Here is a 14,085-nt window from a genome sequence, read left to right as displayed (position 1 = left end):
CATGCAGAACGGTCCGCCTCCTGTGGATGGGCACAGGGGGCGGACCGTTCGTCGTGTCCTGGTGTGCGCGCCGGGGCGCGCGGGGCCGGACGGGCTCGGCGCGGTTCAGACGGCGGCCTTCTTCAGGCGGCGTCGCTCGCGCTCGGAGAGGCCGCCCCAGATGCCGAACCGTTCGTCGTTCTGCAGGGCGTATTCGAGGCACTCGGAGCGGACCTCGCAGGCGAGGCAGACCTTCTTGGCCTCGCGGGTCGAGCCGCCCTTCTCGGGGAAGAAGGACTCGGGATCGGTCTGGGCGCACAGCGCGCGCTCCTGCCAGCCGAGTTCCTCGTCCGCGTCCTCGACCAGCAGTTCCTGGAACAACTCGGTCATGTGCGCCCCTCGTCTGTTCTGTGCGTCCCCGTGATGTTGCCGGGGCGAACCCGGCCGAACGACACGAGTGAAATTACAAGTTCGTGCTCTGTGCGAGTCAAGCCGAGATCTGCTATTGGGCCCCGTATTCACTCTGCGGAACCAAGCCTATGCAGAAAGTGTTCAAATCACCAAAAAACGTGACACATGCCGCCGGCTTGACCGCGCCGCGACACCTTCACAGGGGAGGACGTCCAGGACTTGGATCTTGTTGCGATCCAGCCATGGATGCGATCTGGATCACAGTCCGATCACGCCCGGCCATGTTTAAGGGCGCGGTCGAAGCGCCATCTCTCCTGGTCCGCGCGTGAACAAACCTTTCTCCGGGGACTGTAACCGGATGAGGTGAAACATTACCCCCAAATCGGGCATTGAGTTGACAGTCGGGTGCCCCTCCGTCCACCTTGGGTGGCATGCCAGCGACCGCAGCGCCCTCCGCGACCCACGCCCGTGGGTTCCGCCGCGCTGTCCAGGCGCGCTGTTGCTGTTGCTGTCCCAGCTGTTGATGCCGTAGAGCTCCAGCTTCTTCTCCCAGCGTCACCCTGCGTCACCCGTGTCACCTCTCTTCCGTGACCCCCACCGCTTCTGTTTCTGCTGAGGAACCTCCCCATCCCATGAACATGGACAGCGACCTTCAGATCGCCGGCGACATCCTCGAAGTCCCGCACCTGCTCCAGCCCGAGCGCGCCCACCCCGTCACCGTGGCCGAGTTCGCCGGCCTCGCGCGCTCCATCGCCGAGGACCGCTCCCAGTGGGCCCCGTACGTCGAGTACGACGCCACCACCCGCTGGTACCACCGCCTGCGCACCGGACCCGGCTACGAGGTGTGGCTGCTCTCCTGGGTGCCCGGCCAGGGCAGCGGCCTCCACGACCACGGCGTCTCCTCCGGTGTGCTGACCGTCCTGGAGGGCGAGCTGACGGAGCGCACGGACCGGGGCGCCCGGACGCTCGACGGCGGCGCGCAGCGGGTCTTCGCGCCCGGGTACGTCCACGAGGTCGTCAACGACTCCCTCGAACCGGCCGTCAGCCTGCACGTCTACTTCCCCGGCCTCACCGAGATGCCGATGCACGAGTCGCTCCAGGCGCAGTGCGCCCCGGCCGCCCCCGGACTGATCGTCGCCTGACAGACTGCACTGCATGCGCATTGTGGTTCTGGCCGGCGGCATCGGTGGTGCCCGTTTCCTTCGCGGCCTCAAGAAGGCCGCGCCGGACGCGGAGATCACGGTCATCGGCAACACCGGTGACGACATCCATCTCTTCGGGCTGAAGGTCTGCCCCGACCTGGACACGGTGATGTACACCCTCGGCGGTGGCATCAACGAGGAGCAGGGCTGGGGACGCACGGACGAGTCCTTCACCGTCAAGGAGGAGCTCGCGGCGTACGGGGTCGGGCCCGAGTGGTTCGGCCTCGGCGACCGGGACTTCGCCACCCACATCGTCCGTACGCAGATGCTCGGCGCGGGCTACCCGCTGAGCGCCGTCACCGAGGCGCTGTGCGCCCGCTGGCAGCCCGGCGTACGCCTCCTCCCCATGTCCGACGACCGCGTCGAGACGCACGTGGCGATCGAGGTCGACGGCGAGCAGCGCGCCGTGCACTTCCAGGAGTACTGGGTGAAGCTGCGCGCCTCCGTCGACGCGAAGGCCGTCGTGGCGGTCGGCGCGGAGGCCTCGAAGCCCGCGCCGGGCGTCCTCGAGGCCATCGCCGAGGCGGACGTCATCCTCTTCCCGCCGTCCAACCCGGTGGTGAGCGTCGGGACGATCCTGGCCGTGCCCGGGATCCGCGAGGCGGTCGTCGCGGCCGGCGCGCCGGTCGTGGGCCTCTCCCCCATCGTCGGCGACGCCCCCGTGCGCGGCATGGCCGACAAGGTCCTCGCGGCCGTGGGCGTGGAGTCCACGGCGGCGGCGGTGGCCCTGCACTACGGCGCCGAACTCGTCGGCGGCTGGCTCGTGGACACCGTGGACGCGGGCGCGGTCGCGGAGGTCGAGGCGGCGGGCATCGCGTGCCGCGCGGTGCCGCTGATGATGACCGACGTGGACGCGACGGCCACGATGGCCCGCGAGGCGCTGGCGCTGGCCGAGGAGGTGCGGGGGTGACGACTGCGGGCCCGGGCGGGTCGGTCGGGGCCGGGGGCGGTTCCGGGGCGGTCGGTGGTTCCGGGGCGGTGGGTTCGGCCGGCTCGGTCGGGGCCGAGGCGACCGGTGGTTCCGGAGCGGGCGGGGTCGAGGGAGGTTTCGGGCCGGCCGGTGGTTCCGAGTCGATCGGGGCCGACGGCGGTTCCGGGGCGGGCGGGGTCGGCGGCGGCTCGTACGCGCCCGCGTATCGCGTGTGGGCCGTGGCCGGGCTGCCCGAGGTGGCCCCCGGTGACGATCTCGCCAAGCTGATCGCCTCCGTGTCCCCGGGGCTCGTCGACGGGGACGTCCTGCTCGTCACCTCCAAGATCGTCAGCAAGGCCGAGGGGCGGATCGTCGCGGCCGACGACCGCGAGGAGGCCATCGACGCCGAGACGGTACGGGTGGTGGCCCGGCGCGGCACGCTCCGTATCGTCGAGAACCGGCAAGGGCTCGTCATGGCCGCCGCCGGGGTCGACGCCTCCAACACCCCTTCCGGGACGGTGCTGTTGCTGCCCGAGGACGCCGACGCCTCTGCGCGGCGCATCCGTTCGGGGCTGCGCGAGGCGCTCGGCGTCGACGTCGGCGTCGTCGTCACGGACACCTTCGGGCGGCCCTGGCGCACCGGGCTCACCGACGTGGCGATCGGCGCGGCCGGAGTGCGGGTCCTCGACGACCTGCGCGGCGGGACCGACGCGCACGGCAATCCGCTGAGCGCGACCGTGGTCGCCACCGCCGACGAACTCGCCGCCGCCGGAGACCTGGTGAAGGGCAAGGCGGCCGGGCTTCCCGTCGCCGTCGTCCGCGGACTGCCCCATGTGGTGGGCGGCGACGACGAGGAGGGCGCGCGGGCACTCGTGCGCATCGCCGCCGACGACATGTTCCGGCTCGGGACCTCGGAGGCCGTACGGGAGGCGGTGACGCTGCGGCGGACCGTACGGGAGTTCACCGACGAGCCGGTCGACCCGGGCGCGGTCCGGCGCGCGGTCGCCGCCGCCGTGACGGCCCCGGCGCCGCACCACACCACGCCGTGGCGGTTCGTGCTCCTGGAGTCGGCGGAGTCGCGGACGCGGCTGCTCGACGCGATGCGGGACGCGTGGATCGCGGACCTGAGGCGGGACGGCAAGTCCGAGGAGTCCGTCGCGAAGCGGGTCCGGCGCGGGGACGTCCTGCGCAACGCGCCCTACCTCGCGGTGCCCTGCCTCGTCATGGACGGCTCCCACCACTACGGCGACCCGCGCCGGGACGCCGCCGAGCGCGAGATGTTCGTGGTCGCGACGGGCGCGGGCGTGCAGAACTTCCTGGTCGCCCTCGCCGGCGAACGGCTCGGCTCGGCCTGGGTGTCCTCGACGATGTTCTGCCGGGACGTCGTACGGGACGTCCTCGGGCTGCCGGACGACTGGGACCCGATGGGCGCGGTCGCGATCGGCCACCCGGCGGCTCCGCCGAAGGAACGTCCGGCGCGGCTCGCTTCGGAGTTCGTCGCGGTGCGGTGAGGCTCTTCTAGAAGCGTGTGATGTCGTTCGGCGTCATGCGCGGGGCCCTGCGGGGCGGTACGCGGCCGCTGAGGAGGATCAGGCGGGCCGCGCGGTGACGCTGGCCCGCGTACGGGGCCAGGAGCTCCAGCATCGCCTCGTCGTCCGTCGTACGGTCGCCCGCGAGCGCCCAGCCGACGATGCCGGGCAGGTGCAGGTCGCCGGTGGTGACCTCGTCCGGGGCGCCGTTGCTGCGCTGGATCGTCTCGGCGCTCGTCCAGGGGCCGATGCCCGGGACCAGCTCCAGGCGCTTGCGGGCCGCCGGGCCGTCCATGTCCGCGGCCTCCTCCAGGCGGGCCGCGACCCGCGCCGCGCGGACGATCGTGGCGGCGCGCTTGCCGTCCACGTTCGCGCGGTGCCACTCCCAGGACGGGATCTGCGTCCACGCGCGCGCGTCCGGCATCACGTACAGGCCCTCCGGGGCCGGGCCCGGGGCCGGCTCGCCGTACTTCCGTACGAGCGCACGCCAGGACCCGTACGCCTCGATCGTCGTGACCTTCTGCTCCAGGACCGACGGGATCAGGGACTCCAGGACCAGGCCCGTACGGGTCAGGCGCAGGCCCGGGCGGCGGCGGTGGGTCGCCAGGACCAGCTTGTGGCGGGGGACGAAGGCGGTGGGGTCGTCCTCGGCGCCCAGGAGGGCCGGGAGACGGTCCAGGAGCCAGCCTGCTCCCGGGCCCCAGGCCTCGGCGCCCCCTGCGGTGATACGGAGCGTTCCCGGGCCGTCCGGGGTGCGGCTGGCCCGCCAGACCGAGCCGTCCGGGGTCACCCGGAAGGTGGGGTCGGCGGGGCCGCGGCGGAGGGGGCCGAGGGTGAGGCCCAGGTCCAGGGCGGCGTCTTCTGTGACGGGGAGGGGGATGTGGCCGCCGCGTGTGGTGGTGCGGGTGGGTTTGGGTGCGAAGCGGCCGGCCATGGGTACGAGCGTAGCCGGGCGGGCCTTTGCCTGGGCCGCGCCTGTGTGGGCGCCCGCGCCCGGGTGGGCCTGCGCGCCCGGCTGGGCGGTGCCCCCCGCCCGTATGGGCCCCCGCGTGCGGGGCGGTGCCCTCCGCCACCCGCCGTGTGGGCAGTCGTCCCGCTGGGGCGGGACGGGTGGGCACACGGGACGGCGCCCTTCAGCGGCGCCTCCGCATTCCGCGCCTGGACCCGCACCACGAGTGCGCCGTACCTGCGGGTGCGGGTCAGGGAGCGGAAGCCTCTGGCGCCGGCAGGGCGCGGGTCCGTTGTGCCCACCCGTTCCGCCCCAGCGGAACGATTGCCCACAACGGCGGGGCGCAGGCCCACAACGGCGGGGGCGGCGGTACTACTGGTCTGAGGAGAAGCGGACCGCGCCCGCGGGGAGGGTGGTGTTGCACCAGACTCGGACGCCGTCCCGGAGTTCGTTGTCCGGGCCCACCTGCGCGCCGTCCCCGATCACCGCCCCACTCACCACCGTGCGCGCGCCGATGCGCGCCCCCGCGCCGATCAGGGAGTCCGTGATCACCGCGCCCGGTTCGACGATCGCGCCGGCGAGGAGGGTCGAGCCGATCACCCGGGCGCCTTCGCCCACCACCGCGTCCGCGCCCACCACCGTGCCGCCGGTCAGCTTCGCGTCCGGGGCGACGCGGGCCGACGGCAGGACCAGGCGGTCGCCGCAGCGGCCCGGGACGGCCGGGGAGGGCGCGCGGCCCATGACCAGGTCGGCGGAGCCGCGGACGAAGGCCTGCGGGGTGCCGAGGTCCAGCCAGTACGTGGAGTCCACCATGCCCTGGAGGTGCGCCCCGGAGGAGAGGAGCTCCGGGAACGTCTCGCGTTCGACGGAGACGGGGCGGCCCGTCGGGATCGAGTCGATGACCGAGCGCTTGAAGACGTACGCGCCCGCGTTGATCTGGTCCGTGACGATCTCCTCCGGCGTCTGCGGCTTCTCCAGGAAGGCCGTGACGCGGCCCGTGGCGTCCGTGGGGACCAGGCCGAAGGCGCGCGGGTCCTCGACCCGGGTCAGGTGGAGCGAGACGTCCGCGCCGGAGGAGGAGTGGGTCGCGACGAGGGCCTGGATGTCCAGGCCCGTGAGGATGTCCCCGTTGAAGATGAGGACCGGCTCGTCGGGGCCCGAGTGCAGCCGCGAGGCGACGTTGCGTATCGCGCCGCCGGTGCCGAGGGGCTCCTCCTCGGTGACGTACTCCAGGCTCAGGCCGAGGGACGAGCCGTCACCGAAGTGCGGCTCGAAGACCTCGGCCAGGTAGGAGGTGGCGAGCACGATGTGCTCGACGCCTGCCGCGCGGGCCCGGGCCAGCTGATGGGTCAGGAAGGGGACGCCCGCCGCCGGGACCATGGGTTTGGGCGTGTTGACCGTGAGGGGTCGCAGCCGTGTGCCCTTGCCACCGACCAGGAGGATCGCTTCTGTCACCTTGTCGTCTCTGCTTCCTGTTCGGGGCCGGTCAGCTCGCCCGTCTCGGTCGTCCGTGCGATATGACCGGTCAGTTTATGCAGATGGTTGCCTCCCTGACCGCATCCGAGACCCCATCAGGGCCTTCCCTGGTACTTCGCCGAGGTCGTGCGGGCCGTGCCGAGCTTGCCGTACAGGCGTCCGCCGGGACATTCCGTGGCGAATCCGTCGCGGTGTCCGGCGATGGCGTTGAACCGTACCGTCGTGCCCTTCTTGTACAGGTTTCCGCCGCCTGAGATCAGGTACGACGTGCCCTTCGGATTCACCCCGTGCAGCCCGAGCTTCCAGGCCGTCAGGCGCGCGACGGCGGTCACGACGGCGGCGGGCGGGTTGCTCTTGCTGAAGGTGCCGAGGACGGCGATGCCCATGCTGTTGGTGTTGAAGCCGAGGGTGTGCGCACCCATGACCGGCTTGGCGACGCCGCCGGCCCGGCCTTCGTAGATGTTTCCGCACTTGTCGACGGCGAAGTTGTAGCCGAAGTCCCGCCAGCCGCTGCTCTTCACGTGGTAGCGGTAGATGCTGCGCAGGACGGAGGGGGCCTGCTTGCAGGTGTAGTTGTTGCCGGTGGCGCTGTGGTGGACGAAGGCCGCCTTGATGGTCTTCGTGTAGACGAAGCCCTTCTCGCGGATGCTCTCGTCCGCGCCCCAGCCCTTACGGGTGATGATCTTGGGGCGGGGGCCGATGTACGGCTTCGCCGCGAGCGCGCCCCGGGCGGCCTGGACTCCCTGTGCCGCCTGCGCCGCCTGCGCTGCTTGCGCCGCCTGTGCCGCCTGCGCCGCTTCCTGTTGCGGCATGCTCCGGGCCGTGAGTTCGGTCTCCTCCTTCGAGAGGGCCGGGATCCAGGCCGCGCCGTACGGGGCGAGCTGGGCGTTCACCGCGCTCGCCGCCGCCTCCGCCGCGCTCAGGCCGACCGGGCCGGCCGGAAGCCTGGCGCTCCGGGCGTGGGGCGTGGGGGCCTCGGGCTCGGCGACCGGGTCCTGCCCCGGGGCCTCGCCCGGGTCCACCAGTTCGAGCCGCAGGCCCGCCGGGAGCGGTTCCTCCCCCCGTACGCGAATCTCCACGCCGTCCGAGTCGCCCACCCACAGCGGGGCCGTGGAGCCGCGGAGCGCACGGGCGGAGCCCTCGGCGGTGCCCGGGTCGGCACCGTGCTCCTCGTTGTGGGTCTCCACGTCCTGCCACTCCGACCAGGCGCCGCCGCCGGTGGCGCGGGTGCGGACCTGGACGGTGCCGTGCAGCGGGGCCGCCGGGTCGTCCCAGACGACGCCGACGAGCGAGAAGGGCCTGACGTCGCGTCGGGTGAGCCCCTGCTCGCCCGAGCCGATCGCCCCGCCGACCAGGGACCGCGTGGCGGCACCGAGCGGTTCGAGCGGCAGCGACTGGGTGGAGCCCGGGAGTTCGGGCGCGGGTGGCAGTGCGGAGGCGGCCGTGGGTGGCGCCGAGGCCGCCGCCGGCGCGGTGAGGGAGACCGGCAGGGCGAGCACCGCCGCGCAGGTGACGGCGATCGAGGAGGCGAGTGAGGCACGCATGGGCCGATCGTGCGGATCGCCGGGCCGTTCCGCGCGCCGGGAACCGGCCCGGAAGCTGACGAGCCGTCGGTCCGACCGGAGGACGCCGTCACCGGTACGGCGGACCCCCGCGCGCCCGCCCGCGTACGCTGTCCGGCGTGAACGCCAGCGACCGCACCCCCGCCGACCTGCTGCGATCCGCGCTCGCCGCGGACCCCGCCCGCCCCTTGGTCACCTTCTACGACGACGCCACCGGTGAGCGCGTGGAATTGTCCGTCGCCACCTTCGCCAATTGGGTGGCCAAGACGGCGAACCTGCTCCAGGGCGAGCTGTCCGCCGGGCCCGGCGACCGGCTCGCGCTGCTGCTGCCCGCGCACTGGCAGAGCGCGGTGTGGCTGCTCGCCTGCTCGTCCGTCGGTGTGACCGCGGAGGTCGGCGGCGACCCGGCGGACGCGGACGTCGTGGTCGCGGGGCCGGACACCCTGGAGGCGGGTCTCGCCTGTTCCGGGGAGCGGATCGCGCTCTCCCTGGCCCCGCTGGGCCGGCGCTTCCCGGCCGCGCCCGCCGGATACGCGGACTACGCGGTCGAGGTGCCGAGCCAGGGCGACCGGTTCGCCCCGTTCGTACCGGTCGATCCGGAGGCTCCGGCGCTCGTCGTCGACGGTACGGAACGCAGCGGAGCCGAGCTCGTCGAGCAGGCCCGCACGGACGCGGCGGCCCTCGGCCTCGCTCCCGGCTCCCGCCTCCTCTCCGGCCTCGGCTACGAGACCTGGCAGGGCCTCTCGTCGGGCCTGTACGCCCCCCTCGCCGCGGGCGGCTCCGTGGTCCTGTGCCGGAACCTGCACGAGCTGGCACCCGAAGGCATGGAGAAGCGCGTCGAGAGCGAGCGGGTGACGCACACGGCGCTCTGAGCGACCGCGGTCCACCGTTTGGCCCAGCGGCGCGCCGAGCCCCCAGGTCCCCGTGCCCACTCCGGTACATGATCGGCCAGGGGGAGTCGACTCCTTCCGCACAACCATGCGTCGGGTTCGGCCGTCTCCTTCAGTGACCGGTGGATGCCCTGCGCGCCGCCGACGCCTCGAAGGACGGACCCTGACGTGACGGACCGTGCAGGCACGCCCGCCGACCCGGACCCCCCGGCCCCGGGGGACGAGGAGCCGCGCCGGCGCCACTGGCTGCGCTGGACCGCCCTCGGTTGCGCGGTCGTCGTGCTGGCCGCCGCCGGGGTCGGCTGGTGGTTCTACCGGAAGCTCGACGACAACATCACCACGGACACCACCGCCGCCGCCGAGCTGGAGAAGTACGAGAAGGAGCGCCCGCCGGCGGGCACCTCGGCCGCCCGGAACATCCTGCTCATCGGCTCGGACACCCGGGCCGGCGAGGGCAACCGCAAGTACGGCAAGGACCGGGGCACCCAGCGCTCCGACACGACGATCCTGCTGCACCTCGCGGCGGGGAAGTCGAGCGCGACCGCCGTCTCGCTCCCCCGGGACCTGATGGTGACGATCCCGAGCTGCCGCAAGCCGGACGGGACCCGCACCCGGGAGCAGTTCGCGCAGTTCAACTGGGCCTTCGAGTTCGGCGGTACGGCGTGCACGATCCGTACCGTCGAGAAGCTGACCGCGATCCGGATCGACCACCACATGGTGATCGACTTCCGGGGCTTCAAGAAGATGGTGGACGCCGTCGACGGGGTGGAGGTCTGCCTCAAGGAGCCCGTGAACGACCCGGACGCGAAGCTGAAGCTGCCCGCGGGGCGCCAGACGCTCCACGGGGAGCAGGCGCTCGGCTTCGTACGGGCCCGCAAGTCGATCGGCAACGGCAGCGACACGGAACGCATGGACCGCCAGCAGCTGTTCCTCGGCGCTCTCGTCAACAAGGTGCAGAGCGACGGGGTGCTGCTCAACCCGACCAAGCTCTACCCGGTCCTGGACGCGGCCACGAAGGCGATCACCACGGACCCGGGGCTCGACTCGCTGCGGGACCTGTACGACCTCGCGCGGGACATGCGATCCATCCCGACCGAGAAGGTGCAGTTCCTCACCGTCCCGCGCCGTTCCTACCGGTACGACGCGAACCGGGACGAACTCGTACAACCCGCGGCGAGCGACCTGTTCAAGCAGCTGCGCGAGGACAAGCCCGTACTGGTGACACCCGACAACGAGAAGAGGGACGGGAAGCCGGACGACGCGGACTCCCCGGTGCCCTCCGCGACACCGACTTTCACGGGACGGAACGCTGCGGAAGGGGTGTGTGAGTAAAGCGCGCCCCAAGGGGAGCGCGGTCAGCGATGAGGTTTGGGCAAATTGCCCGGTTGTAAGGGGCGTGGAATTTGTCACGGACGTCGCCCCACGCTGAACTGGGCGGATAGTGTGACGCGATCCGGTGCACCCCGACCGCGTGGTCGCACTCACCAAGGATCGAACGACCGAGAGAGCGGCGCCCTGTGGGGGAGGCGCCTCGCGTGGCACCGACGGAGGACTCGAGTAACCGTGGACGCGCACAGCCGTGGACGGGCGGACGAGATCGACCCCGCCGACCAGTGGGTTCTCAACCCGCAGACGGGCAACTACGAACTGCGACTGGACCGCTCCGCTGGGCAGTCGCGGCCGCAGTCCCCGTCCCGCCCCCGCAGATCCGCCTCCGCCGCACCCACGCCGGCGCCCGCCGCCACGCCGCCCGAGGCGCCCGTACCCGGCCAGCGCCGCCGCAGGGCCCCCGAGGAGTCCGGCGGCGGCCAGATCCCGGCGCAGAGCCGCCGCAAACGCAAGCAGGGCGCGAGCCGCAAGAAGAAGGTCCTGCTGTGGACCGGCGGCACGATGGCGTTCGTCCTCGTGGGCGGCGCTGCCGGTGCGTACGCGATCTACAGCAAGCTCGACGGCAACATCGGCACGGTCGACGTCGGTGATGCCGCGGTCGACACCCCGGGGATGGAGGGGCCGCTCAACATCCTGATCATCGGCAACGACGTCCGCACCGGCGCGGGCAACAAGAGCTACGGGGACAGGGACAACGTCACCGGCCACGCCGACACGACGTTGCTCATGCACGTCTCCGACGACCGCACCAACGCGACGGTCCTGAGCATCCCCCGGGACCTCAAGACCGAGATCCCGGACTGCCCGACGAAGCAGCCCGACGGTTCGACGAAGGTGATCCCCGGCCCGGTCGGAAAGACCCGGTTCAACGAGTCGTTCGGCGTGAGCGGCCGCGACCCCGGCTGCGTGATGCGCACGGTCAAGGAGATGACCGGCGTGGGGATCAACCACTTCATGATGGTCGACTTCAACGCCGTCAAGACACTGTCGACGGCCGTCGGCGGCGTGAAAGTCTGCCTGACCAAGCCCATCAAGGACCCGGGCTACTCCAAGCTCGACCTGCCGGCGGGCGAGAACCGCATCCAGGGCGAGACCGCACTCGCGTTCCTCCGCAACCGTCACGGTCTCGGCAACGAGAGCGACCTGGACCGGATCAAGATGCAGCAGCAGTTCGTCGCGTCCATGATGCGGCAGCTGAAGGAAGACACCCTGGACAGCCCGACGCAGCTGCTCGACGTCGCGAACGCGGCGACCGAGGCGCTGACCGTGGACAAGGGGATAGGAAGTGCCCTGAAGCTGACCAGCCTGGCCAAGGAGATCGGGAAGGTCGATCTCAAGAACATCAGCTTCATGACCGTTCCGGTCGTCGACAACCCCGATGAGCCGCCGAACAAGCGGGCGACGGTCGTCCTCGACCAGGTCAAGGCTCCGCAGGTGTTCTCGATGATCCAGAACGACGTCTCCTTCACCGAGGTGAAGCGGAAGCAGCAGGACGCCAAGAACGCCCAGGCGAAGGCCCAGGCGAAGCTGCTCCAGGGCCCGCGCGCCGAGGCCGTCGACGTACGCGTCGACGTCTACAACGGCAGCGGGATCCAGGGTGCGGCCCAGTCGACCATCAACTGGCTGCAGAACGACGAGGGTGTGACGCGGTCCACCAACAAGAGCAACGCCCCCGAGAAGGCGGCGAAGACCACGCTCACCTATGCACCTAACCAGGCCGATCAGGCCCGCAAGCTCGCGGACATGATGGGCCTGCCGGCCTCGGCGCTCAAGCAAGGCACGGAGGACGCCGCCGCGCGCGAGCCCATGACGCTCGTACTCGGCGCCGATTTCAAGGGCGCAGGGGTTTCCATGACCGCTCCGACGAAGGCGCCGGACGTGGGTCAGGTAGAAGCAGACAAGCAGGTGTGCGCCAAGTAGCCCGGAAACACCGGAACTTGGCACACTGCTGACCGACGAGGGGACTTGGGGTGGGACAGAGCAGCGTGCGTGGGGAGGGAACGCGGGGACGCGTTCCGCGCGCCCGTGAACTGGGCTGGGACGATGATCTGCACGGCGCCGGAGAGGCAACCGGCGCGGGCGGCGATGCCCCCGAGGGGGAGGCGGAGGCCGACACCCCCGTGTCGACCCGCGCCTCACGCCGACGCGGCGGACACGGCAGCGGTACGGCCGCGGGCGGACGCGCAGCCTCGCGCCGCCGCGCCAAGAAGACCGGCAAGCGCAAGGTGCTCCGCTGGACGGCGATCACGCTGTCGCTGCTGATACTCGGGACGGCCGGCGCCGGATACCTGTACTACGAGCACCTCAACGGCAACATCCGCAGCGGTGACCGTGCGGGCGGCGACAGCGGCGTGAAGAAGTCCGCGCCGAACGCGCTCGGCGACACCCCGCTGAACATCCTGCTGATCGGCTCCGACAGCCGGGCCGACGCGAAGAACGTGGCCCTGGGCGGCGGAAAGGACCTCCGGAACAACCCGCCGCTCGCCGATGTGCAGATGCTGCTGCACGTCTCCGCGGACCGCAAGAACGCCTCCCTGGTGTCCATTCCGCGTGACACCATCGTCCACATCCCGGAATGCAAGGGCAAGGACGGCACCCGCTACCCCGCGACCGACAACCAGCCCATCAACGAGACGCTGAGCCGCGGCGGTCCCGGCTGCACCCTCACCACCTGGGAGGACCTCACCAAGGTCTACATCGACCACTGGATGATGGTCGACTTCGCAGGAGTCGTGTCGATCGCCGACGAGGTCGGCGGTGTCCCGGTGTGCGTCAAGACCGGCGTGTGGGACCACCCGACCGCGCGCGTGAAGGGCGGCTCCGGACTGAAGCTGCGCGCGGGCACGACCGAGATCCAGGGCAAGCAGGCCCTCCAGTGGCTGCGCACCCGGCACCCCTTCTACAACGACCAGGGGCGTGCCAAGGCCCAGCACATGTACCTGAACGGCATGATGGAGAAGCTCCAGAACCAGAACGCCTGGACCGACACCGGCCGTCTCATGGGCCTCGCCGAGACCGCCACGAAGGCCCTTCAGGTCTCCGACGACCTCGACACCGTGAAGAAGCTGTTCGACCTGGCCATGCAGCTCAAGAACGTGAAGCTGAACCGCCTCACCACGGCCAACGTCCCGACGGCCCAGTGGTCGCAGGACGAGAACAAGAACGTCCTGATCAAGAAGTCGGCCGACAAGATGTTCGCGATGCTCCGCGACGACATCGCCTTCGACAAGAACGGCGACCCGGCCGACGCGAAGCCGAAGCCGACCGCCTCGGCCAAGCCCAAGGCCACCGCCGAGGCGCCCGGCTCGCTCGTCGTGACGGTCGTCAACGGCACGGGCAGCGACACCGAGCCCGCCGCCGAGGGCCGCGCCCGCACGATCACCGAGCTCCTCCGAGGCAAGGGCTTCACCGAGGCCAAGTCCTCCCAGGAGGGCGGAAACCGCGCGGACACGGTGGTCACCTATCCCAAGGCCGACGCCGACCAGGGCAAGGCGAACGCCCTGTCCGTGGCCAAGGCGCTCGGGCTGCCCGACTCCGCGGTCCGCGCCGACGCCAAGGTCGAGGGCATCACCCTGACTGTCGGTGCCGACTGGCGTGAGGGCTCCGTCTACAAGCACGAGAAGCCGAAGGCGGGCGACCTTCCGGACGGCTCCGACGTGATACAGGGCGACAAGAAGGAGTGCATGCCGGTCTACTCCGCGTACTACTGGGACGGGAAGAGCTGAACCCACTTCGGTGATATGGACGGCCGGATCCCCACGAGGGGGGTCCGGCCGTCGGGCGTTTAC

Annotated in this window: 11 protein-coding genes; 7 read left to right on the top strand and 4 right to left on the bottom strand. The window is 71.5% G+C overall.

Translation table 11 applies throughout. The features are described from left to right. Positions 1 to 105: 105 nt before the first annotated feature. Entirely contained in the window at positions 106 to 369 is a 264-nt protein-coding gene (locus AC07AW_RS40625) for a WhiB family transcriptional regulator (protein ID WP_015033978.1), read from the bottom strand. A 653-nt stretch (positions 370 to 1,022) separates the two neighbouring features. Between AC07AW_RS40625 and AC07AW_RS40620 the strand changes: the two genes are divergently transcribed. The 3 genes from AC07AW_RS40620 to AC07AW_RS40610 all read left to right on the top strand — a co-directional run bounded on the left by AC07AW_RS40620 (position 1,023) and on the right by AC07AW_RS40610 (position 4,013). Further along, on the top strand, positions 1,023 to 1,532 hold the full coding sequence (locus AC07AW_RS40620; RefSeq protein ID WP_478820489.1) for a cysteine dioxygenase: 510 nt from the start codon (positions 1,023 to 1,025) through the stop codon (positions 1,530 to 1,532). Between the two features lie 13 nt (positions 1,533 to 1,545). Continuing rightward, entirely contained in the window at positions 1,546 to 2,502 is a 957-nt protein-coding gene (gene cofD, locus AC07AW_RS40615) for a 2-phospho-L-lactate transferase (RefSeq protein ID WP_478820488.1), read from the top strand. A 164-nt stretch (positions 2,503 to 2,666) separates the two neighbouring features. Beyond that, positions 2,667 to 4,013, top strand: coding sequence for a coenzyme F420-0:L-glutamate ligase (locus AC07AW_RS40610; RefSeq protein WP_478820500.1), 1,347 nt, complete (start codon positions 2,667 to 2,669; stop codon positions 4,011 to 4,013). Between the two features lie 7 nt (positions 4,014 to 4,020). On the opposite strand, the gene AC07AW_RS40605 is transcribed toward AC07AW_RS40610, so the two are convergent. The 3 genes from AC07AW_RS40605 to AC07AW_RS40595 form a co-directional block, all read right to left on the bottom strand. Further along, positions 4,021 to 4,965 carry a DNA-3-methyladenine glycosylase family protein gene (locus tag AC07AW_RS40605; protein WP_478820487.1) on the bottom strand — a complete coding sequence of 315 codons (945 nt, stop codon included), beginning with the start codon at positions 4,963 to 4,965 and terminating at the stop codon, positions 4,021 to 4,023. Between the two features lie 387 nt (positions 4,966 to 5,352). Then, on the bottom strand, positions 5,353 to 6,435 hold the full coding sequence (gene manB / locus AC07AW_RS40600) for a mannose-1-phosphate guanylyltransferase (RefSeq protein WP_478820486.1): 1,083 nt from the start codon (positions 6,433 to 6,435) through the stop codon (positions 5,353 to 5,355). A gap of 116 nt (positions 6,436 to 6,551) precedes the next feature. After that, entirely contained in the window at positions 6,552 to 8,000 is a 1,449-nt protein-coding gene (locus tag AC07AW_RS40595; protein WP_478820485.1) for a peptidoglycan recognition protein family protein, read from the bottom strand. Between the two features lie 137 nt (positions 8,001 to 8,137). Here AC07AW_RS40595 and AC07AW_RS40590 point away from each other — a divergent pair, with 137 nt between their 5' ends. The 4 genes from AC07AW_RS40590 (at position 8,138) to AC07AW_RS40575 (ending at position 14,022) form a co-directional block, all read left to right on the top strand. Then, on the top strand, positions 8,138 to 8,890 hold the full coding sequence (locus AC07AW_RS40590) for a TIGR03089 family protein (protein ID WP_478820484.1): 753 nt from the start codon (positions 8,138 to 8,140) through the stop codon (positions 8,888 to 8,890). 186 nt (positions 8,891 to 9,076) lie between these two features. Beyond that, on the top strand, positions 9,077 to 10,240 hold the full coding sequence (locus AC07AW_RS40585; RefSeq protein WP_478820483.1) for an LCP family protein: 1,164 nt from the start codon (positions 9,077 to 9,079) through the stop codon (positions 10,238 to 10,240). Positions 10,241 to 10,471: 231 nt separating this feature from the next. Then, positions 10,472 to 12,217, top strand: coding sequence for an LCP family protein (locus tag AC07AW_RS40580; RefSeq protein ID WP_478820482.1), 1,746 nt, complete (start codon positions 10,472 to 10,474; stop codon positions 12,215 to 12,217). A gap of 50 nt (positions 12,218 to 12,267) precedes the next feature. Next, positions 12,268 to 14,022: an LCP family protein gene (locus AC07AW_RS40575; protein ID WP_478820481.1), complete on the top strand. Its 1,755-nt coding sequence runs from the start codon at positions 12,268 to 12,270 to the stop codon at positions 14,020 to 14,022. Positions 14,023 to 14,085 lie beyond the last annotated feature (63 nt).

This window comes from Streptomyces sp. NPDC044003 (assembly GCF_056435185.1).
This window is presented reverse-complemented; position numbering and strand designations above follow the sequence as displayed.

What these genes read in the sequence shown, in the direction of transcription:
- AC07AW_RS40625 (WP_015033978.1), bottom strand. Translation starts at nt 369, where the DNA reads ATGACCGAGTTGTTCCAGGAACTGCTGGTCGAGGACGCGGACGAGGAA.
- AC07AW_RS40620 (WP_478820489.1), top strand. Translation starts at nt 1,023, where the DNA reads ATGAACATGGACAGCGACCTTCAGATCGCCGGCGACATCCTCGAAGTC.
- cofD (WP_478820488.1), top strand. Translation starts at nt 1,546, where the DNA reads ATGCGCATTGTGGTTCTGGCCGGCGGCATCGGTGGTGCCCGTTTCCTT.
- AC07AW_RS40605 (WP_478820487.1), bottom strand. Translation starts at nt 4,965, where the DNA reads ATGGCCGGCCGCTTCGCACCCAAACCCACCCGCACCACCACACGCGGC.
- AC07AW_RS40595 (WP_478820485.1), bottom strand. Translation starts at nt 8,000, where the DNA reads ATGCGTGCCTCACTCGCCTCCTCGATCGCCGTCACCTGCGCGGCGGTG.